Origin of the sequence: Ornithinibacillus proteolyticus (assembly GCF_039581225.1) — a bacterium.
Classification (GTDB): Bacteria; Bacillota; Bacilli; order Bacillales; family Amphibacillaceae; genus Ornithinibacillus; species Ornithinibacillus massiliensis.
The window spans coordinates 1-22821 of record NZ_JBCPXV010000046.1; the positions used below are offsets into that span (position 1 = coordinate 1).

20 protein-coding genes are annotated in these 22821 nt (G+C 36.3%); 16 read left to right on the forward strand and 4 right to left on the reverse strand.

The features are described 5' to 3' along the window. Window positions 1-398: 398 nt before the first annotated feature. A complete protein-coding gene (rnhC, locus tag AAIB49_RS16380) occupies window positions 399-1340 on the reverse strand; it encodes a ribonuclease HIII (RefSeq protein WP_343458638.1) in 942 nt (313 codons plus the stop codon). 159 nt (window positions 1341-1499) lie between these two features. Here rnhC and zapA point away from each other — a divergent pair, with 159 nt between their 5' ends. From zapA to uvrC, 12 genes are all read left to right on the forward strand, one after another. Further along, a complete protein-coding gene (gene zapA / locus AAIB49_RS16385; protein WP_186870234.1) occupies window positions 1500-1763 on the forward strand; it encodes a cell division protein ZapA in 264 nt (87 codons plus the stop codon). A gap of 7 nt (window positions 1764-1770) precedes the next feature. Next, window positions 1771-2322 (forward strand): CvpA family protein, encoded by a 552-nt coding sequence (locus tag AAIB49_RS16390; protein ID WP_186870235.1) that lies wholly within the window; start codon window positions 1771-1773, stop codon window positions 2320-2322. 159 nt (window positions 2323-2481) lie between these two features. After that, window positions 2482-4200 carry a DNA polymerase/3'-5' exonuclease PolX gene (gene polX / locus AAIB49_RS16395; RefSeq protein ID WP_339214408.1) on the forward strand — a complete coding sequence of 573 codons (1719 nt, stop codon included), beginning with the start codon at window positions 2482-2484 and terminating at the stop codon, window positions 4198-4200. Window positions 4201-4235: 35 nt separating this feature from the next. Beyond that, the gene (locus AAIB49_RS16400; RefSeq protein ID WP_343458639.1) at window positions 4236-6578 is read left to right on the forward strand and encodes an endonuclease MutS2; all 2343 of its coding nucleotides are present in this window, start codon (window positions 4236-4238) and stop codon (window positions 6576-6578) included. A gap of 21 nt (window positions 6579-6599) precedes the next feature. Then, on the forward strand, window positions 6600-7013 hold the full coding sequence (locus AAIB49_RS16405) for a DUF350 domain-containing protein (RefSeq protein WP_343458640.1): 414 nt from the start codon (window positions 6600-6602) through the stop codon (window positions 7011-7013). Window positions 7014-7235: 222 nt separating this feature from the next. Beyond that, window positions 7236-8933 (forward strand): long-chain-fatty-acid--CoA ligase, encoded by a 1698-nt coding sequence (locus tag AAIB49_RS16410; RefSeq protein WP_339214413.1) that lies wholly within the window; start codon window positions 7236-7238, stop codon window positions 8931-8933. Window positions 8934-9066: 133 nt separating this feature from the next. Next, entirely contained in the window at window positions 9067-9651 is a 585-nt protein-coding gene (locus tag AAIB49_RS16415) for a TetR/AcrR family transcriptional regulator (protein WP_339214414.1), read from the forward strand. Between the two features lie 135 nt (window positions 9652-9786). Continuing rightward, on the forward strand, window positions 9787-10560 hold the full coding sequence (locus AAIB49_RS16420) for an enoyl-CoA hydratase (protein WP_339214416.1): 774 nt from the start codon (window positions 9787-9789) through the stop codon (window positions 10558-10560). Between the two features lie 21 nt (window positions 10561-10581). Then, complete coding sequence (locus AAIB49_RS16425; protein ID WP_339214418.1) at window positions 10582-11355, forward strand: electron transfer flavoprotein subunit beta/FixA family protein; 774 nt, start codon at window positions 10582-10584, stop codon at window positions 11353-11355. A gap of 21 nt (window positions 11356-11376) precedes the next feature. Next, the gene (locus AAIB49_RS16430; protein WP_343458641.1) at window positions 11377-12363 is read left to right on the forward strand and encodes an electron transfer flavoprotein subunit alpha/FixB family protein; all 987 of its coding nucleotides are present in this window, start codon (window positions 11377-11379) and stop codon (window positions 12361-12363) included. Between the two features lie 524 nt (window positions 12364-12887). Further along, complete coding sequence (gene trxA, locus AAIB49_RS16435; protein ID WP_186870244.1) at window positions 12888-13202, forward strand: thioredoxin; 315 nt, start codon at window positions 12888-12890, stop codon at window positions 13200-13202. 96 nt (window positions 13203-13298) lie between these two features. Next, entirely contained in the window at window positions 13299-15104 is a 1806-nt protein-coding gene (gene uvrC, locus AAIB49_RS16440; protein WP_339214422.1) for an excinuclease ABC subunit UvrC, read from the forward strand. Between the two features lie 79 nt (window positions 15105-15183). Here the strand turns inward: uvrC and AAIB49_RS16445 are convergent, their stop codons facing one another. Next, window positions 15184-15621 (reverse strand): YslB family protein, encoded by a 438-nt coding sequence (locus AAIB49_RS16445; protein WP_343458642.1) that lies wholly within the window; start codon window positions 15619-15621, stop codon window positions 15184-15186. A 280-nt stretch (window positions 15622-15901) separates the two neighbouring features. On the opposite strand from AAIB49_RS16445, the gene AAIB49_RS16450 reads away from it, so the two are divergent. From AAIB49_RS16450 to AAIB49_RS16465, 4 genes are all read left to right on the forward strand, one after another. Then, window positions 15902-16519: a succinate dehydrogenase cytochrome b558 subunit gene (locus tag AAIB49_RS16450; RefSeq protein WP_186870246.1), complete on the forward strand. Its 618-nt coding sequence runs from the start codon at window positions 15902-15904 to the stop codon at window positions 16517-16519. Window positions 16520-16546: 27 nt separating this feature from the next. After that, entirely contained in the window at window positions 16547-18298 is a 1752-nt protein-coding gene (gene sdhA, locus AAIB49_RS16455) for a succinate dehydrogenase flavoprotein subunit (protein WP_339214426.1), read from the forward strand. Window positions 18299-18334: 36 nt separating this feature from the next. Beyond that, complete coding sequence (gene sdhB / locus AAIB49_RS16460) at window positions 18335-19099, forward strand: succinate dehydrogenase iron-sulfur subunit (protein ID WP_186870248.1); 765 nt, start codon at window positions 18335-18337, stop codon at window positions 19097-19099. Window positions 19100-19172: 73 nt separating this feature from the next. After that, window positions 19173-19622: an acyl-CoA thioesterase gene (locus AAIB49_RS16465; RefSeq protein WP_339214428.1), complete on the forward strand. Its 450-nt coding sequence runs from the start codon at window positions 19173-19175 to the stop codon at window positions 19620-19622. A gap of 443 nt (window positions 19623-20065) precedes the next feature. Here the strand turns inward: AAIB49_RS16465 and AAIB49_RS16470 are convergent, their stop codons facing one another. Together AAIB49_RS16470 and AAIB49_RS16475 are read right to left on the reverse strand one after the other, a co-directional pair. Next, window positions 20066-20587, reverse strand: coding sequence for a hypothetical protein (locus AAIB49_RS16470; RefSeq protein ID WP_339214430.1), 522 nt, complete (start codon window positions 20585-20587; stop codon window positions 20066-20068). An 11-nt stretch (window positions 20588-20598) separates the two neighbouring features. Continuing rightward, on the reverse strand, window positions 20599-21438 hold the full coding sequence (locus AAIB49_RS16475) for a DUF4747 family protein (RefSeq protein WP_339214432.1): 840 nt from the start codon (window positions 21436-21438) through the stop codon (window positions 20599-20601). Window positions 21439-22821 lie beyond the last annotated feature (1383 nt).

Here is a 22821-nt window from a genome sequence, read left to right on the forward strand (position 1 = left end):
TCTCTGGTTGATATTTACAATGAACATCATTCCCAAAGGGAATAATCATGGAGGAGCCGTATGCGATGACCCGCACGTACGGAACTGCGAGAGGCGCATGAGTGATTCATGCGCCTACTCTATTTGTCACAAAAGTAAAGGTTTCCATGTGAAATTTAGGAATAAAGGGGTCTATCAATCGCAAGAAGGGTTATTAAAAGAAGTCTAATTGTTACTTAGGGCAGGGAATGAAAGTAACCCAATGGTGATGTTACGTTTACAAGTTTGGACAGAAGTTTAGAAGAAAGGGCTGAGACAAAAAAATATATCCTAGTAAAAACCGAATAATGGCGAGTATCGTGTATATTTGGTTTTACAGGTAATTCCTTTCGTTATGTCCCAGCCTCAAAGGATATTTCTTATGACAAATACTGCCTTGCCTTTTGCGTGTTAGCAAAATGCACCTTCGCGCATGTTTGTAGCACATCTTCTCCTTGCTCACGTATTATCCGAGCGATGGTCTGGTCAACTAGTTTTGATGCACCTTTTCTTAGTTCAATACCAACTTGCTCAGAAAGCTTGTCCATTTCCTTTACAAAGCTTGCCCTAGCAATGATGGATGCAGTAGCAACAGCTATGGAATGGCTTTCAGCTTTGGTCATGAAATAGGTCTTGTTAGGTAGCCGCCCTTTTTCTGAAGCGATATGCTTTTTATATACATTCGGTTCGCAAAATTGGTCAATCAGGATACCTTCATAGGGTGTACTTTCAATTTTGGTTAATAGTTTACGAATGGCATGATGATGAAGCATGGCTTTCATCTTACCTTGCGACCATCCCTTTTTTTGGAGGCTGTTATACTTTGGATTATGTAGGATTAGTAACGAATAAGGAATTCGCATTTGTGCGATTTCCTTTGCTAACTGGATTATTTTCTCATCGGTTAGATTTTTTGAATCTTTTACCCCAATCTCTTTTAGTAAAGAAATCTGAGAAGAGCTAATAAAAGCACTAGCAACTGTAATCGGTCCAAAGTAATCCCCTGTCCCTGCTTCATCAGATCCAATATGGGATGCGGTAAATAGTGTATCAGGTGGTGTATATAGTGTGTTGGAAGAGGACTTGTACTGTTTTGGATTCTTACTTTCTACGACATTCGATTGATCTGACCATTTATCCATTTCTTCATTTGCATGTTTCCCTTGAAAAAGTACCTTTCCAGATTTATATGCTGTAATCACCACATTGGAAGTTTTTGCACGAAAAACAGCCCCTTGTGGAGTAGTGGTTAATGATTTATGATAATATTGCTTCATCTTTTCCATTACTTCATTTGCAAGTAGTAAAACATTTTGTGACATGAAAGTTCATCCTTTCTTTTCATAATGACTATAACAAAGATTTTACGAGAAAGAAATCCATAAAATTCATGTAGGAACAGTTTCCTAATTGTCTGTCTTCATGTTAAGATAAAATATAGAAATTGCTAGAATCGTTAAATAAGGTAGGAGGGTAACCTAGTGACCCAAAAACAAGATAAAACACGTGTAACCGTTGAAATAAGAAATAGATCATATACAATTGTTGGTGATGAAGATGCTAGTCATGTTCGATTAGTGGCTAGTTTAGTGGATCAAAAAATGAGAGAAATTCATGAAATGAACCCACAGCTCGATACTGCTAGTCTTGCTGTGTTGACAGCTATAAATTCTATGAATGATTACCTAGCATTAAAAGAAGACTATGCATCATTACTAGGTTCAATTAAAAAAGAAAGAGGATAAATTACATATGATAGATTTAGTACTTATAGTGTTATTACTTTTCGGTTTCCTTGTAGGTTTGAAACGGGGACTGATACTTCAGGCGGTGCATTTGCTAGGTTTTATAGTTGCCTTTATTGTAGCTGCCTCTTTTTATGACGACCTGTCTAAGCATTTAGAACAATTTATTCCATACCCTACGCTTACGGATGATAGTTTATGGGCTGATTTCTTAGCTGCGCTACCAATCGAAAATGCGTTTTATAATGCAATTTCCTTTGCGGTTATTTTCTTTGCAGCTAAAATTGGGTTGCAAATTTTGGCATCGATGATTGATGTGATTGCTTCATTACCAATATTGAATTCCATTAACAAAATATTTGGAGCAATTCTTGGATTTTTAGAAGTATATTTAATTCTATTTGTAATCTTATATATCATTGTACTGACTCCAGTTGGAACTATACAAGAATACGTAAATAATTCAAATGTAGCATTATTTATAGTTGAACATACACCATACTTCTCGGAAAAGATTAAAGATTTATGGTTTAACCATATTGTTGCGATGATTAATTGATAAAGAAAAGGCTAATTCATAATACTAGGATTATCATTGTATGCTAGGTACAATATAGATGATTCGTTATGAATTAGCCATGTTTTTTAATCGGCTTTTTTTACGAATTGAACGAAAAATGTATCGAATTTGAAACAAATTTTAAAATAGGTGATAAAGATGGCTATAAATAAAAAAGACGTAATAAAGTTATTAGAAACAATTGCTATATATTTAGAATTAAAAGGGGAGAATCCTTTTAAAATCTCCGCTTTTAGAAAAGCGGCACAGGCATTAGAAAGAGATGATCGCTCTTTAGCAGATATGAAGGATTTCACAGAAATAAAAGGAATTGGGAAGGGGACAAGTACGGTAATCGCTGAATACCTTGAACAGGGTAGGTCAGAGACGTTAGAAGAGCTTAAAAGAGAAGTACCTGAGGGCCTAATTCCGCTTTTAAATGTACCTGGTCTAGGTGGTAAGAAGCTTGCTAAACTCTATCAAGAGCTCGATGTTGTGGATGCGGAAACATTGAAGGCAGCCATTGAGTCTGGAAAGGTAGAAGGATTAGCTGGTTTTGGGAAAAAATCGGCTGAGAAAATACTTGCTGCATTAAATGAGATTGGCAAGAGACCTGAACGCCTACCTATTGCATATATGCTTCCTATTGCAGAACGAATTGAAGAATATTTACAGTTAATTCCAGCGATACAACAATTTTCAAGAGCCGGTTCATTAAGAAGAATGAAAGAAACGATTAAGGATTTAGATTTTATTATCGCAACCGACGATATCGAGCAGGTGCGTGAAGCGTTACTTCAAATACCAGCTTTAAAAGAAGTGATTGCTAAAGGGGATACAAAGATTTCGGTAACATTAGATGATGTTTATGATGTAAATGTTGATTTTCGTTTAGTAGCGGATAACGAGTTTGCAACGACACTTCATCATTTCACTGGTTCCAAGGATCATAATGTGGCCATGCGTCAGCTGGCAAAATCAAGAGGCGAGAAAATAAATGAATATGGTATCGAAGTGGAGGAGACGAATGAAATTTTAACCTTTTCGACGGAAGAGGAGTTTTTCCAACACTTTGGCCTACACTATATCCCACCTGAGATAAGGGAAGATACAGGTGAAGTGGCTGCATTTCAAGAGCCGATTGATTTAGTAGCATTACACGATATTCGTGGGGATCTTCACATGCATACAACTTGGAGTGATGGTGCTCAAACGCTTGAAGAAATGGTAAATCAGGCTAGAAGTTATGGCTACGAATATATTGCGATAACCGATCATTCCAAAAATTTGCGGGTTGCCAATGGATTAAATGAAGATCGTCTTAGAAGCCAACGGGAAGAAATTGCTAAGCTTAATGAAAAATATACAGACATCCATATCTTTGCAGGGGTAGAAATGGACATTTTAACAGATGGCTCCCTTGATTTTTCTGATGATTTTCTAAAAGAGATGGATTATGTGATAGCTGCTATTCATTCTAGTTTTAGCCAATCGGAAGAGCTTATTATGAAGAGATTGTTTACGGCTTTAGAGAACCCTTATGTATCGTTAATTGCTCATCCTACTGGTAGGTTAATCGGAAGAAGAGATGGATATAAGGTTAATTTGGATAAGTTAATAGAACGAGCAAAAGAAACGAATACAGCACTAGAAATAAATGCAAATCCGAATCGATTGGATATTTCGGCGGAATGGGCTCGGGCGGCACAGGACGCTGGTGTGAAAATTGCTATTAATACAGATGCCCATAATTATACAATGCTAGAACATATGAAATATGGTGTCGGTGTTGCAAGGAAGGGCTGGTTAAAGAAGGATACCGTGTTAAATTCTTGGTCAAAAGAGAAACTAATGGCGTACTTTAACCGTAATAAATAAAAGCCTAAACGACATCTCGGTAAAGGAGCAAGTAAATGAACGAACGTATTTTACGAGTATTAGATTTTCAAAAAGTCATTGATCGCCTAGTCCAACAAGCCCAAACGAGTTTGGGAAAGGATTTGGCAGCTAGACTTAAGCCATCTACTGATTTAGAACAGGTTAATTCATTACAGGAAGAAACAGATGAAGCTAGTCAGGTCATCCGATTAAATGTGCCTGTACCCCTTGGCGGAATTTTTGATATACGTCCTAGTCTTAAACGTAGTGTAATAGGTGGGGTATTAAGTACTTCTGAATGTTTAGATGTTGCAAATACAATATATGGTGGACGGCAGGTAAAGGATTTTATTTTAGGATTAGATGAGGATTTACCTATTTTAAAAGAATTAGTGGAAGGTATATCACCATTAAGAAATCTCGAGCTAGAGATTAAGCGTTGTATCGATGATCATGGACAAGTGATGGATAGTGCTACAGAGAAGTTAAGGGGGATCCGTTCTTCTATTCGTACACATGAAAGCAGAATTCGGGAAAAATTAGAAAGCTATACGAGAACGAAAAGTAATATGCTATCGGATGCCATTATCACGATTCGAAATGAGCGATATGTATTACCAGTTAAACATGAATATCGCGGAGCAGTTGGTGGAATCGTTCATGACCAATCAGCTTCTGGTCAGACACTGTTCATGGAACCAAAAGCAGTTGTTGATTTAAATAACCAATTACAAGAGCTGCGCGCTAATGAAAAACAGGAAATTGATCGTATTTTACGTGAATTGAGTCAACATATTGCAGAGGAAGAAGTATCCTTATCGGAAAATGTACAGATACTTGCGCAAGTGGATTATATGTTTGCTCGAGCTAATCTGGCACGAGAAATGAAAGCCTCTAGACCAACAATGAATAATCAAGGATATATTAAGATGCAGCAAGCTCGTCATCCGCTAATTGCGCCAGATGAAGTGGTTGCCAATGATATAGAAATTGGAAAAGAGTATACCTCCATTGTTATAACGGGTCCGAATACGGGTGGTAAGACGGTTACCTTGAAAATGGTAGGCTTATGCACTTTAATGGCTCAATCTGGGTTGCAAGTGCCAGCTTTAGATGGTTGTGAAATGGCTGTATTTGAACATGTTTTTGCAGACATTGGTGATGAACAATCCATTGAACAGAACTTAAGTACATTCTCATCCCATATGACGAACATTGTGGATATATTAAATCATGTTGATAATCGGACACTCGTCTTATTTGATGAATTAGGAGCTGGGACAGATCCCCAAGAAGGTGCTGCACTAGCTATGTCTATATTAGATGAAGTTGTATCAAGAAATGCAAGGGTAATTGCGACTACACACTACCCTGAGCTGAAAGCATATGGTTACAATCGTGAACAAGTAATTAACGCTTCCATGGAATTTGATGTACAAACCTTGCAACCTACGTATCGTTTATTAATAGGCGTACCAGGTCGCAGTAATGCATTTGAAATTTCTAAAAGACTTGGGTTAGATCCAACCATTATTGATCGAGCTAAAAGTCATATCGGTGTAGATTCTAAAAACGTAGAGAATATGATAGCATCGCTAGAAAAATCGAAAATTCAAGCAGAAAAGGAATATGAGGAAGCACATGAAATTTTGCTTGAAAGTGAACGTCTAAGAAAGCAAATGGAAGCGGAATGGAATCAATTCGAAACAAAACGTGAGGCCTTATATAAAAAGGCAGAGGAGAAAGCGGAAAAAGCAATTCGTAAAGCTCGTGAAGAAGCAGAAATTATTGTAAGTGAAATTCGCAAGATGAAAACAGATGCTCAGTTGAAGGAACATGAGTGGATTGAAGCAAGAAAGATGTTAGAAGAAGCACAGCCCAAATTATCTTCTAAACCAGATGGTAAAAAGGAATCAAAAGCTTCTAATGAAGTGTTAAGTCCGGGGGATGAAATTAAACTTTTAACCTTAAATCAAAACGGTTCAGTTCTGGAAAAAATAAGTGATTCTGAATACCTTGTTCAAGTTGGTATTATGAAAGTAAAAGTAAAACGAAGTGATTTGCAATTAATTGGTAAACCAAAACAAACAACGTATCAAAAACCGTTAGCAACTGTAAAAGGATCGAATTACCATGTGCCATTAGAATTAGATTTACGTGGTGAACGGTTTGAGGATGCCTTGTTGAAATTAGAGAAGTATATAGACGATGCCACCCTAGCAGGTTATCCAAAGGTGTCTATTATCCATGGTAAGGGAACAGGAGCCCTTCGAAAAGGTGTACAGGATTTTGTGAAAAATCATCCAAGTATTGCATCTACAAGACCTGGTGCAGCTGGTGAAGGTGGAAGCGGTGTAACCGTAATCGAATTTCGATAAGATAGTGAGGGGGATGTTGTCATGAGTAGCTTTTGGGAGAATGTATTAGTAGATATAGCAGCTAGTTTTAGTGTGGTCATTCTTTGTACAGTAGTTTTTTTAGCTGTGTTTGAACTTGTTACGAAATATAAGAACTGGGAAGAAATTCGCAAAGGAAATATTGCTGTAGCTATGGCTACAGGTGGGAAAATTTTTGGTATTACAAATATCTTCCGGTACTCGATTGAGCATAATGATACATTATTGACTAGTATTGCTTGGGGTTCGGCAGGATTCTTTTTACTATTAATAGCTTACTTTATTTTTGAATTCCTTACACCAACGATTAGTATTGATGAAGAAATCGGAAAAGGAAATAAAGCAGTAGGACTTATATCAATGATTATATCCATCGGGCTATCGTATGTGATTGGTGCAAGTATTATTATTATCTAAACATTTGTAGAGGGAGAACATTATGGAGACTTTGGCAAAAGTATGTATCGGAGTGGCAGCCGTCTTTGTTATCGTTGGAGTTTTATACCTTGTATTTGATTTTAATTTTAGTATTTTTTAATACAGAAAGAAAAAATTATCAAAAAAATAAAAATAAAATTTCAAAAAATATAAATTAGTCGGTATAATAGAACTAACTAAATGTAAAAGGAGGTTAGTTTTATGGGGGAACAAAAGAGATGGCATGATCTCTACCCTAACGAAATACCGACTTCTCTTTCTTATGATGAGAGGCCTTTACAGGATTTTTTAAAGGATACGGTTTCTCAATACGGGGAAAAGAAAGCGCTTTATTTTATGGGGAAGGAACTAACGTTTGCGGAATTGTATGAGCAGGCTAGTAAGTTTGCTAACTACCTACAAGGTTTGGGTGTTGAAAAGGGAGATCGTATCGCTATCATGTTACCTAACTCACCACAATCTGTTATCGCATATTATGGCTCGTTAATGGCTGGTGCGATTGTAGTGCAAACCAATCCGCTTTATACGGAGAGGGAACTGGAATACCAGTTAACTGATTCTGGATCGAAGGTAATTGTTTGCCTTGATATCTTAGTTCCAAGAGTAACTAATGTGAAGAAGGATACCCAACTAGAGCATATGATCGTCACGGGGATAAAGGACTACTTACCATTTCCTAAAAACTTAATCTATCCATTTATTCAAAAGAGGCAATATAATATGGTGGTAAAAGTAGAAGAATCTGCAGATACACATGTGTGGACCGAAATAATGGATAAGGCGCAGGTGAAATACGAGGAAGTATTCGTAGATCCGGTTGAGGATGTAGCCATACTTCAATACACAGGTGGGACTACTGGATATCCAAAAGGTGTGATGTTGTCACATCGAAATCTTGTGGCAAACGCTAAAATGTGTGAAGCTTGGATTTATGAGATGAAAAAGGGAGAAGACATTATTCTCGGAGTTCTTCCTTTCTTCCATGTGTACGGGATGACAGCGGTAATGAATATATCCATATTCACTGCTTCGAAAATGATCTTATTACCGAAGTTTGACGCGGGGGATGTATTAAAGACTATTCATAAGCAAAAACCAACTGTTTTTCCAGGAGCACCTACAATTTATATTGGTTTATTAAACCATCCAGACTTAAATAAATATGATCTGTCATCGGTAAATGCCTGTATTAGTGGTTCTGCTCCATTACCAGTAGAGGTTCAGGAGAAATTTGAGAGTGTAACTGGTGGGAAATTGGTGGAAGGCTATGGTTTAACGGAATCATCTCCAGTTACACACGCCAATTTCATTTATGAAAAAAGAGTCAGTGGCAGTATTGGTGTGCCATGGCCGGATACAGATGCTAAAATCCTAAATATGGAAACGTATGAAGAGGTTGAAGCTGGCGAGATTGGGGAGCTTGCAGTCAAAGGTCCACAAATCATGATGGGATATTGGAATAGGCCTGAAGATACAGAGAATACCTTAAAGGATGGTTGGCTATTAACTGGTGATCTTGGCTATATGGATGAGAACGGATACTTTTTTATTGTCGATCGGAAGAAGGATATGATTATTGCTGGGGGTTATAATATCTACCCTAGAGAGGTAGAAGAAGTACTTTATGAGCATGAAGCAATTCAAGAGGTAGTAGTAGCTGGTGTACCAGATCCATACCGCGGGGAAACAGTAAAAGCGTATGTGGTTTTAAAAGAAGGATATCATGTGACAGAAGAGGAGCTTAATACATTCTGTAGGGAAAGATTAGCTGCATATAAAGTTCCTAGAATCTATGATTTTCGTGATGAATTACCTAAAACTGCGGTCGGAAAAATCTTGAGAAGACAATTAGTAGATGAAGAGAAAAGTAAGGCAGAGCAAGAAGTTAGTACTACTTGAGCATTTGCTCAAGTATTTCGGAAAAGTGTACAAGCATATATTGACAGAATGTGATTCTCCCTTTAGAATAAAATATGAATGATGATTCATTCATATTTTATTCATTTTGCTTTATGTTTGAAGGAGAAAAGTCATGAAAAACAATAAACCGAAGTATAAGTTAATCATTGATGCAGCTGTCGATGTAATCGCAGAAAACGGCTACCACGCTTCACAAGTTTCTAAAATTGCTAAAAAAGCAGGGGTGGCTGACGGAACAATTTACTTATATTTCAAGAACAAAGAGGATATTTTGGTCTCAGTATTTGAGGAAAAAATGGGACAATTTATCGAACAGATAGTTGCAGCAACGAACGAACGAGAAAATGCTAGTGAAAAGTTGTTAACGTTAATAGAAATGCATTTTAGTCAACTTGCAGCCAATCACCATCTCGCTATCGTAACCCAGTTAGAACTAAGACAGTCCAATTTATCTTTACGTCAGCAAATTAACCGGATATTAAAGCCATATCTCGTAGTGATTGATGAAATCGTAAAAGAAGGGGTAGAGGAGAAGCTATTCCGTAGCGATATCAAAATACCGTTAATTAGACAAATGATCTTTGGGACTTTAGATGAAACGGTTACAAACTGGGTAATGAACGAGGAAAAATATGATTTAATAGGATTAGCACCATCTGTTCATGAATTAATTACAAAAGGGGTTTCGGTGAAATAAGTACATAAGCTTGATATTTTAAACTATCTTATTAGCTTCAGATGAGAGATACTATTTATAAGCGGTCTGAATATTCACTGTAAGAGATTCGGGCCGCGTCTTAAGTGTAAATAACATGAAAAAAGGGGTGTTATGATGGGAACTATTCATTACGAATTGAATGGGCATGTTGTGATATTAACCATTCAAAGTCCACCTGCTAATGCATTATCTAGCAAACTTTTGAATGCGCTTTCTGATAAGTTGGATGAAATGGAGTCAGATGAGAAAGTGAAGGCTATTCTTTTGAAAGGTGAAGGCCGATTCTTTTCAGCAGGGGCTGATATTAAAGAGTTTACGTCCTTACAGGGAGCCTCAGACTATCAATCGCTTTCTGAATTCGGTCAACAACTATTTGACCGAATAGAGAACTTTTCAGTCCCTGTAATTGCAGCAATTCATGGTGCGGCTTTAGGTGGCGGGATGGAACTTGCGATGGCATGCCATATCAGAATTGCTACGAACAATGCAAAGTTGGGCCTACCAGAGCTGTCCCTAGGAATAATACCTGGTTTTGCTGGAACACAACGCCTTCCACAATATGTTGGGACAGCAAAAGCATATGAAATGATTTTAACTGGTGAACCAATCACGGCTCATGAGGCCTATCAATTTGGATTAGTGAATCGTGTTGTCGATGAAGAACAATTAATAGATGCTGCAACAGAACTAGCAGAAAAAATCGCTTCAAAGAGCAAGCCAACGATTACTAGAATAATGCAATTAATTCCTTATGCGAAGACAGAGCGATTTGCAAATGGTGTTAAAGCGGAAGCAGAAGCATTTGGCGAGATATTTGGATCAGAAGATGCAAAAGAAGGGGTTCAAGCTTTCATTGAAAAACGAAAGCCTAACTTTATAGATAAATAGTAAACAAGAGGAGGAACTCAGATGAATATTTATGTGTTATTAAAAAAGACCTTTGACACAGAAGAGAAAATCGTCGTGACAAATGGTCAAATCGAGGATGATGGTGCAGAATTTATCATTAACCCATATGATGAATATGCAGTAGAAGAAGCAATCAAACAACGTGATGAGCATGGTGGGGAAGTCACTGTTGTGACAATTGGTGATGAAGATTCAGAAAAACAACTACGTACTGCTCTAGCGATGGGAGCTGATAAGGCAGTACTAATTAATACAGAAGATGATCTAGAAGATGGCGATCAATTTACCACTACAAAGATATTGGAAGCGTTCTTTGAAGATAAAGAAGTTGATTTAATATTAGCTGGTAATGTGGCAATTGATGAAGCAAGTGGGCAAGTAGGTCCTAGACTTGCTGAGCGTTTAGGCATTAACTATGTGACGACCATTACTAGCCTTACGATTGATGGGGATACAGTGAGCATCGATAAAGATGTGGAGGGAGATGTTGAGAAAATCGAAACATCTTTACCATTATTAGTTACATGTCAACAAGGTTTAAATGAACCAAGATATCCTTCTTTACCAGGTATTATGAAAGCGAAGAAAAAGCCGTTAGAAGAATTAGAGATTGACGATTTGGATTTAGATGAGGATGAACTAGAGCCTAAAACAAAGACGATAGATATATTCTTACCACCTGAAAAAGAGGCTGGAAGAGTATTAGAAGGCGAGTTAGAGGAGCAAGTAAAGGAGCTTGTTTCGCTGCTAAGAAACGAAGCGAAAGTACTTTAATGACGGAAAGGAGCAATTAGGATGAGTGAAAAATTACTAGTTATAGGTGAATCGAGAGATGGTGTGCTACGTAATGTTACTTTCGAAGCAATCGCTGCAGCGAAAAAAATAAATGACGATGCAGAGATCGTTGGTGTACTCTGTGGAAGTGATGAATTAGAATCGCTTGCACAAGAAATGATATATTATGGGGCGGATAGAGTAGTAACCGTTAAAGATGAAAAGCTAGCCTCCTATACTTCTGATGGCTATGGTCAGGCGGTATTATCCATTATTGAGGATGAAGAACCATACGGTATTGTAATGGGACATACGGCAATTGGAAAAGATTTAACTCCTAAAATTGCAAGTAAATTGGAATCGGGTTTAGTATCAGATGCTGTTGATATTTCGCATGATGGTGATGAGGTTGTTTTCACTAGACCGATTTACTCTGGTAAAGCTTTTGAGAAAAAAGTTGTTACTGAGGGTATTGTATTTGTTACCATTAGACCGAACAATATTCAAGCTTTAGAACGAGATGAATCACGAACTGGTGAAGTGCAAGATAAAGCCGTTGATATTACGGACTTATGTACTGTAATTAAAGAAGTATTACGAAAAGCTACAGATGGTGTTGATTTGTCTGAAGCGAAGGTTGTTGTTGCTGGTGGACGTGGTGTGAAAAGTGCTGATGGTTTTAAACCATTATATGAGCTTGCTGAAGTATTAGGTGGTGCAGTAGGCGCATCTCGTGGAGCTTGTGATGCAGATTACTGTGATTATTCGTTACAAATTGGTCAAACGGGTAAAGTAGTAACCCCAGATCTATACATTGCGGTAGGTATTTCTGGAGCAATCCAACATCTAGCCGGAATGTCTAACTCGAAAGTAATCGTTGCCATCAACAAAGACCCAGAAGCAAACATCTTTAACGTAGCTGACTATGGAATTGTGGGAGACTTATTTGAAATCGTCCCACTGCTTACAGAAGAAATTAAAAAGTTAAAAAGCCTGGTACAAAACTAAAATAAAGGTAATAAAAAACGAACCATCACTATCATTACCCGGAAATATACGGAGACTCCTATGGGAGGAAAGGGCACTGCCTGAGACCCTGGAAGAGCGTTAGCTCTGAGGAGGCTCACCAGCCGCACGCGGACGTAGTATATTTCCGGGGCGGATTTGATGCGCTAACTTTCATGTTCGGTTTATCCTATGTTAGAAATCGTTTTGTCCCAGTCTCTAAGTCATGATGCGATCGAATGTAGCTGTATTAGACAGCCCGGAGTACAAGCTGATTTTCAGGTAAGGGTAATCAAGACCTACAGAGCATCTTGAAGGTGCTTTCCTAACCCTACTTGCAGAATAGCGTGTACTCGGGGCTGTGTGCTTGTTTAAATAGCTAAATCAAATAGATTTATTGGTTACATCATGTCGAATGATATTGTATTTTTATTAGGATAAGAAACCTAAGATTAAGCAAACTGTTAGTAAGGTTTGTAAATTTAATGGTATACTTTTGTTGAATTGAAGTAAAAGGAGGAATTAGAGTGGCTATTAAAAATGTATCTGATCAAAACTTTGCAGATGAAACCTCTAAAGGTTTAGTATTAGCTGATTTCTGGGCACCATGGTGTGGTCCTTGTAAAATGATAGCTCCAGTTCTAGAAGAAATAGATGGAGAAATGTCAGAAAAAGTGCAAATCGTTAAACTTGATGTAGACGAAAACCAAGAAACAGCAAGTAAATTTGGTGTTATGAGTATTCCAACATTATTATTATTCAAAGATGGTAATGTAGTTGACCAAGTAATTGGATTCCAACCTAAAGAAGCTTTAGTGGAATTAATCAATAAACACGCATAAGTCGATACTGATTATGAAAGATAAACAATCCCTTGTTGCAGCATGTGACAGGGGATTGTTTTCTACCGCCATTTTAACCTTTAAGGAATGACGATAATGAACCAGAATATCCAAGAAAAACTAGCAGTATTACCAGCAAAGCCCGGTTGCTATTTAATGAAGGATAGACATAATACAATAATCTATGTAGGTAAGTCCAAACTACTGAAAAACCGTGTCCGTTCTTACTTCACTGGTGCACATGACCAAAAGACACAGCGGTTAGTACAGGAAATTGAGGATTTTGAATATATCATCACGTCTTCAGAAATAGAAGCCCTTATTTTAGAAATGAATTTAATAAAGAAATATGATCCGAAATATAATGTTATGCTGAAGGATGATAAGTCTTATCCCTATTTAAAAATAACCGCAGAGAGACATCCTAGGTTAGTCATAACACGTAAAGTTAAAAAAGATAAAGGAAAGTATTTTGGCCCTTATCCGAACGTAATTGCTGCTAGAGAAACAAAAAAGCTATTAGATCGATTGTATCCATTGCGAAAATGTAATAATCCTCCGGGAAAACCTTGCTTGTATTACCATATGGATCAGTGTCTTGCGTGTGGTAATGAACCACCTAATGAGAGTTTTTATAAAGATATTGTGCAAGAGATTCAATCATTTCTCCAAGGTGGATTCAAGCATATAAAACAAACACTTACACAAAAAATGCAAGCTGCTAGTGAACAATTAAACTTTGAACGGGCAAAGGAACTACGTGATCAAATCCAGCATATTGAAGTTGTCATGGAACAGCAGAAGATGACATTAAATGATAGCGTAGACCGGGATGTATTTGGTTATAGCTATGACAAAGGTTGGATGTGTATCCAAGTGTTCTTTATCCGTCAAGGAAAGTTAATAGAACGAGATGTTTCCGTTTTTCCTTTCTTTGATGAGGCAGAGGATACGTTTCTTAGTTTCATTGGTAGATTTTATCTCCATGAAAATCATCCGAAACCAAAGCAGATTTTCGTTCCTATCGGTACAGATACCAAGGTTTTAGAAGAACTTTTAGAGATAGATGTACACACGCCATACCGAGGTAGAAAAAAAGAGTTAGTCGAATTGGCGATGGAAAATGCCAAGGCTTCTTTATCAGAGAAATTCTCTATTATTGAACGAGATGAAGAAAGAACTATATTAGCAGTAGAGAAGCTTGGTCAAGCATTGAATATTGAAATTCCACTTCGTATAGAAGCGTTTGATAATTCCAATATTCAAGGTACAGATCCGGTTTCGGCAATGGTTGTGTTTGTGGATGGAAAGCCGAGCAGGAAGGATTATCGTAAATATAAGATTAAAGATGTTCAAGGTCCAGATGACTATGAAACAATGCGCGAAGTGATTAGACGAAGGTATACACGCGTTTTAAAGGAGTCACTACCATTGCCGGATTTAGTGATTGTAGATGGTGGTAAAGGGCAAATGAGTGCGGCATTAGATGTGTTAGAAAATGAATTAGGATTAGATATCCCATTATGTGGGCTTGCTAAAGACGATAAACATAGAACTAGCGAATTGCTGTACGGGTTTCCGCCTGCTGTAGTCCCGTTATCTAGACAATCTCAAGAGTTCTATTTGATTCAACGCATTCAAGATGAGGTTCACCGTTTTGCCATTACGTTCCATAGGCAATTAAGAGGAAAGAATCTTTTCCAATCCGAATTAGATAAGATTCCAGGCGTTGGAGAAAAAAGAAGAAAGCTATTATTATCCCATTTTAAATCGGTAAAAGAAATACGCAATGCAAAGGTAGAAGAGATTACGAAGCTAGGAATACCACACAACATTGCTGAGATTGTTTTAACGCATTTAAATGAGGAGAAAAAAGAAGAGGGTGCAAAAGACGAATCCTAAAGTAAACTGGATAAGTCTATGCGTCCTCTTTTTTTCGTACCAAATAGAGCTGACTTCACTCAGGCGTTATACACTTCGTTTAATCTACAAATAGAACAGTAAATTCAACTTGATGAATTTTTGCTCTTATTTCTTCAACACATTCGCACTCAACATTTTTTAATATAGAAATTGCCTCTGCTAGAAATCCAGCTTCTAATCGAAATTCTGTATTTATTGGCATTTTTAAACGTTGAACAACGGAATCGGCTAGGAGATGAAATTCTAATTTGTTATTTTTCTCCTTAATTAATTCAAGGCGTCCCCAACCCATTTTCTCGAAGAAATAGATGACATCCCCCATAGATTGGAAATTAAATTTTCTTGCTAGGCCTTTCCCCATAAAATATAGTAGGGCATCTGCCTCGGATCCAAATACGTCTGGTAAGCCTATGTATCGTAAGACATCATATCCAGCACCAGTTGATTGAATCTTATCCAATATTTCTACTGGAAGTTTCTCTTGTTTTTTCTGCATAGCTAGATTCCTTCCTGTATGTAAAAAGTCACATATTACATTATAAGTATACTCTTATTATCTATGCAATTTCATTATTTCGCAAGACTTACTATTAGGATGTAAGCGATTTAAATTTAACTAAAAATTGGGTGGCCTTTTCTTGACGCTAATTGGAGATAGTCGTACAATAAACATGTTGCAAATTCTACATTTTAGTGAAAATAGTTTCAGTCTATTTTGTCTAAAATGTCAGACTATTAACTAAATCAACCATCAGAAGAACTAAGGGGGGTATTACATGGCGGAACATAGGGAGTATTTTTACAGAAGGTTACACTCATTATTAGGTGTAGTTCCTATCGGGTTATTTTTGATTAACCACTTAGTAGTTAATCACTTTGCTGTATATGGAGAAGAAAGCTTTAATAAAGCGGCAAGCTTTATGCACAATCTTCCATTTGTACTAGCATTAGAAATCTTTGTTATTTACTTACCAATCTTATTCCATGCAATTTTAGGGGTTTATATTGTTTTTGTTGCAAAGAACAATGTCAGACGTTATGGCTTTTTCCGTAACTGGCTATTCTACTTGCAACGTGTAACAGGTATTATTACGTTAGTATTTATTGCATGGCATGTATTTGAAACTCGTGTGCAAGTGGCTCTAGGTGCTGATTTAGATTACAGCTTAATGGAAGGTATTTTAACTAATCCAGTTATGTTCTGGTTTTATGTTATTGGTGTTCTTTCTGCTGTATTCCATTTCTCTAATGGATTATGGGGCTTCTTTGTTTCTTGGGGTATTGCGCAATCACCAAGATCACAAAAAATTGTTACATATGCTACTCTAATTGTCTTTTTAGTAGTAAGTTATATTGGTATCAGAACACTAATTACTTTTGCTTATGGAGTGTAAGAAAAGAGAGAGGGAGTGAGGTTTCAAATGAGTAACCGTAAAATCGCTGTAGTTGGCGGAGGCTTAGCTGGCCTTATGGCAACAATTAAAGCTGCTGAAGCTGGTGTAAGCGTTGACTTATTTTCCATTGTACCAGTAAAACGTTCTCACTCTGTTTGTGCCCAAGGTGGTATTAATGGTGCAGTAAACACAAAAGGGGAAGGTGACTCTCCATTAATCCACTTTGATGATACGGTTTATGGAGGAGACTTCTTGGCCAATCAACCACCGGTAAAAGCAATGTGTGAAGCGGCACCGGGAATTATCAATATGCTTGACCGTATGGGTGTAATGTTTAACCGTACTCCTGAGGGTCTTCTTGATTTCCGTCGTTTTGGAGGTACACAACATCACCGTACTGCTTTTGCTGGGGCAACAACAGGTCAGCAATTATTATATGCATTAGATGAACAAGTTCGTCGTTATGAAGTAGAGGGATTAGTAACGAAGTATGAAGGTTGGGAATTCCTTGGTGCTGTATTGGATGATGAAGGCGTTGGACGTGGTATTGTAGCGCAAAACATGAAGACGCATGAAATCAAATCGTTCCCATCAGATGCAACCATCATGGCTACTGGTGGACCAGGAATCATCTTTGGTAAATCTACTAATTCTATGATTAACACCGGATCTGCTGCTAGTATCTTGTACCAACAAGGTGCAAAATATGCCAACGGTGAATTCATTCAAATCCACCCTACTGCAATTCCAGGAGATGATAAGCTTCGTCTAATGAGTGAATCAGCTCGTGGTGAAGGTGGACGTGTATGGACATACAAAGATGGTGAGCCTTGGTACTTCCTAGAGGAGAAATATCCTGCTTATGGAAACCTAGTTCCACGTGACATCGCGACACGTGAAATCTTTGATGTATGTGTGAATCAGAAACTTGGTATCAACGGCGAGAACATGGTTTATCTGGACTTGTCACATAAAGATCCGAAAGAACTAGACGTTAAACTTGGTGGTATTATTGAAATTTACGAGAAATTCGTAGGTGAAGATCCACGTAAAGTTCCGATGAAAATTTTCCCAGCGGTTCACTATTCTATGGGTGGACTATGGGTGGACTATAATCAAATGACTAGTATTCCAGGTATCTTCGCTGCTGGAGAATGTGATTATTCACAGCACGGTGCAAACCGCTTAGGTGCAAACTCCTTGTTATCTGCTATCTATGGCGGTATGGTAGCTGGACCGAAAGCTATTGAATATATAGATGGTCTTTCTAAACATGTTGAAGATCTGGATGCGAGTCTATTTGAAAAACGTGTTAAAGAGGAAGAAGAGAATTTTGAAGCTCTCATGAACATGAGTGGCGAAGAAAATGCTTACCAAATTCACCAAGAACTAGGTGAATGGATGACAGATAATGTTACGGTTGTACGTGAAAATGCGAAACTACTTAAAACTGATGAAAAGATTCAAGAATTACTAGAGCGTTGGGAAAATATTAATATCAACGATACCTCTCGTTGGAATAACCAAGGTGTAATGTTTACTCGCCAGCTTAAAAATATGCTTCACTTAGCACGTGTTATTACAATTGGTGCTTATAATCGTAATGAAAGTCGTGGTGCACATTATAAACCGGAGTTCCCAGAACGTAATGATGAGGAATGGTTAAAGACGACAATTGCAGAATTTGATGCAAAAGAAAATGCACCAGTATTCTCATATGAAGATGTCGATGTATCGTTGATTCCACCACGTAAACGTGATTATACGAAAAAGCACTAAGACGGATTACAAAATAGTGAAGGGAGTAAACTGAAAATGGCTGAACAAAAGACTGTTACATTTATTATTACGCGTCAAGATAGCCCAGATTCTGCTCCATATAATGAAACATTTAATGTGCCATATCGTAAAAATATGAACATTATCTCTGGGTTAATGGAAATTCGTAAAAATCCTGTAAATGCTAATGGGGAAAAAACAACACCAGTAGCATGGGATATGAACTGTTTAGAAGAGGTTTGTGGTGCATGTTCCATGGTGATAAATGGCGTGCCAAGACAATCATGTGCAGCTTTAGTGGATGAACTAGAGCAGCCTATTCGTCTTGAGCCGATGTCTACATTCCCAGTAGTTCGTGATCTAGTTATTGACCGTGAGCGTATGTTTGATGCGTTAAAACAGGTTAAAGCTTGGATCCCAATTGATGGTACGTACGATTTAGGTCCTGGACCTCGTATGCCAGAGAAAAAACGTCAATGGGCTTATGAACTATCAAAATGTATGACTTGTGGGGTCTGCTTAGAAGCTTGTCCAAATGTTAATGACAAATCTAACTTTATCGGACCGGCAGCAATCTCTCAAGCTCGTTTATTTAATTCTCATCCAACAGGTGAGATGAATGCAAGTGAAAGATTAGAAGGATTAATGGAAGAGGGAGGACTAGTTGGTTGTGGTAATGCACAAAACTGTGTCCAAGTATGTCCGAAAGGTATTCCATTGACCACTTCTATTGCAGCGATGAACCGTGCAGCTACTGTCCAATCGTTCAAGAACTTCTTTGGCAGTGACAACGCACATTAATATGCTTTTACAACAAGACCCTTACCGAATAACGTGGTAGGGGTCTTTTTTATCAATGGAGGGGGAGTTAGCTATGGGGAAAATTTCATATATTGAGGATTTTGAAGCTTGGAAAGCAGAATTCACTTTTTTTATTCCGATTCGTATTCGTTTTTCAGAAACAGATATGTTCGGACATGTGAATAATGTTAGCCCATTTATTTATTTTGAAGAGGCACGTATCGAGTATTTAAAATCTGTTGGTTTGTTTGATAATGCGTCTAGTGCAGAGGGGATTCCAATTGTGGCTGATTTGCAGTGTGATTATCATAAGCAATTGTATTTTCAAGATAGTCTTAGAATCTATGTAAAAGCAGCACACGTCGGTAATACCTCCTTTGACATCCATTATATGGGTGTCAATCAAAAGGAAGAGGTATGTTTAACTGGAAGAGGGAGAATAGTCTATATTAATCCGGAAAGTGGCAGACCGATTAAGCTTGGAGAAGAAATAAAAGATAAATTAATGATGGTAACCAATTAACATATAAAACCGACTTCCTACAATGCTGCATACATTGCAAACGATTTACATCACATTCCTGAAGCTCCTTGAAAGCTTCAGGAATCATTATATTGATTGGTGTCCTATATTTCTTAGAAAATGCATAGTTCATGAAAAAACTATTCACGTTGATTTTCTAGAGTGCAACAACGTGAATCTAAAGGTAATAGCTTGATTGCGACCATAAATATAATATTTAGCTGACATTTGTTTGCGGTCAAAAAAGACTCTTTGAATTCTTGCTATTTGCATGTTTTGCTTATTTCTCTTACAGACAAGATAATATTTTATATAACTTTTTAGTTATCTAATCTTCAAGTACTGATGTTATATAAGTCATAGAAATAGCCTGAAGAAAACGTACGTTCGGTATTTGGCTATAAAATAAATCATTTACTCTCTTAAACCTTTGAATAAATGATTTAACTATCATTTTCATAATCGGCTAGAAATAAACCTAGTCTAATTGCGTGCCCCATAAGTTGAATAGTAGATAATACAGAGTAAGTAAAAATAAATACCTCAAAAGTAATTAAGTAAAAGAGATAGTTAAAATTAATTATATCTAGGAATATTATAGCAATACAAATTAAAGTTGAAATACCCCAGAAAAAAGACAATATCCAAAATGGAAATAGAAAAATTTGTAATACGTTTCTTTGTAATAGTATAGATAATGTCTTACCTTGTGTTAATGCTATTAATATTGCTAATCCAGCTATAACAATACCTAGAAGACTAGCGGATATTGAGGATAATGTTGTACCAACAAAGTTAACAATTTGGTTAGTGGTATTGATATCTTTGTAAAAAAAGTAAAAAGACGCCGATAAAACAGCAGCTATTAAAAAACTGAAATTAAAAATTAGTGTCCTAAATCTGTAAATTCTAAATAATGCTAAAAAAGATGTGGTTTTATAAGTAATTCGTTCATTCCTTTTCAAATTATCCCTCCTCAATGTAAAATATTATATACACGTTGTCTGAATTTTTCTAGTAATCCAGTTATATTATCGGATTTGGTTCGTTCAACTTGCACCATTTCAATTGAGTCTTTGGATTTAAATGTATGTTGTTTTTTTCTGGTTCCTCTTTTAGATTTAACTCTTGAATAACCATATGCTTTAACTTCGCCATAGCCATTTTGAACCATCTCTATTCCACTTTTTACCATTAAACCATCTTTGTTTAAACCATCTTCATTTTCCAATACTGTCTTTAATCGTAGTGCTTTTTCTTTATTAAGAATATCTCCTAAATCTTTATATGCATCCTTTGGAATCATGTTAGGTGGTATTAAGTCAAATTCAATCTTCGTTAAATGCTCCATAGACATTATTTGATCTCGAACACTATCTTCTTTAGGAATAAGTTTCACTTCTATTTTTCCTATTTTTAGATTGCTTTGAAAGATTATTCTTTCAAAAGCGTCAATAAAATGTTCCCTTTGAATATCACCAGTCTCCTCAAAAATTAATATTTCATTATTAACATCGTAAAAAAAATAGCTTAAATAAGCAACTGGTTTTGGTATTTTATAAAGATCTGTTTTATCTCCGTCAACAATCATTTTTGATTCTATACGTGACTTGACAAAGTTGGCAGTGATATACCATTTAGTTTCATCTTTGTCTTCTTTAATATCAGTAAACTTCCATGTCCATTTCGAACGGGAACTTTTTAAGACTTTTTTAGCCTTAATTGCATCAGCTATTAATTCTATTAATGATTCAAGCTCATTACTAAATATATTTTGATTAATATTTACTTTTGCAGCTACAAATTTTCTTTTCATTTAAATCCCCCATTATAATCAAGAAGTCCCAATTTTATTGCACTTTTATTATTTAGTAAGTATTAATAATTGTATATTTCAAGAGTTATAATTCTGTAATGGTGATAAAACTCATTATGAGTAAATATGCCTATGTAAGTTTTGAAAAAGAGCACACTGCAAAGGTGTGCTAGTCTTGTCGTTCTTCTTTTTCCATTCTCTCTGGACCCATAGCATTCCACTTTTCTATGTCAAAAAAGTCTGGTTGATCTATTCTGTATTTTTTCAATTGATTATTAAATTCTGCTAAAGCGATATATTCGTTCTCATTTTCACTAGTTTCTTCTATGTAACCGGTTATTTTTTAAAGGATAATTATATGTCTTTGAGATTAATTTCAATGTATCAGGGGAAGGATTTGCTTTTTTACAAGAAAGCTTATTATATCCTCTTTCAATTGTATCAAGGTATATATGGTTTTTTTCAATTCTTTTACTAGCCTCTCGTAATGATTCCTTACCCTCGTAACTCTATTAAAACGTCACCAATTTCAGACTTATAACATACCACCCTATAATACTTACTTTACACTATCCTAAAAAATAATAAAATAATATTATATTAAAAAGTTCTAAATTATAGTGATAATTTTGTTACATGTGTTACATCGTAAATCAAGAAGGTGTATGCATATATAACAAATTGCGAGAAATGCGTAATGATGTGAAATGTCGATATCAGCACTTGCAAAAAGAGCAAAAAAACACACATCTAACTATCACTAATATTAAATTATATGGTCACGACCATTAGGTCTATTAATGATATTAATTTCTAATGCTTTAAACATAAATCTAAGGGATAGTTTTCTTAAATATAAAGTTATAAAAGGTTTACAAGATAATACAAAAGATTAGTAAGGTTAGTCCAACTGTCTAATCTGCATAGAGGGTCTAAGAACATATTTCAATATAGAGTCTTTGAAGGAGGTTAAATAATTGCAATTAGCAGCAGTTCATAATTCGGAGTAGGTCTGAGTTGAGCAAAGAAGTGCTGCTCTCAGTTACATTTGTCACGTAACAATAATAGTTCAAAGATGTAGATGGCGAGCTGGAAATAGAGGTGATTACTAAATTTTTTAATAGTATAAGTATTGATATAGTTTTACTACAATGCTAATCAGTACAAAAACCCCGATAATTATATAGGACAATTCAGATTTTATGTTAGACTAGTTAAAAATACATTGAAAAAAGAAATAAATTAATAACATAACGGAATCAATTTCATAATTGCTCTTTTTAAAAATTCACAGACCTACAGAATTTCTAAAATATACTTTTAAAAAACAATAATCACGCGGCTTGTTGCTGCTGAATTAATTGTGCATTCATACGATCTGCC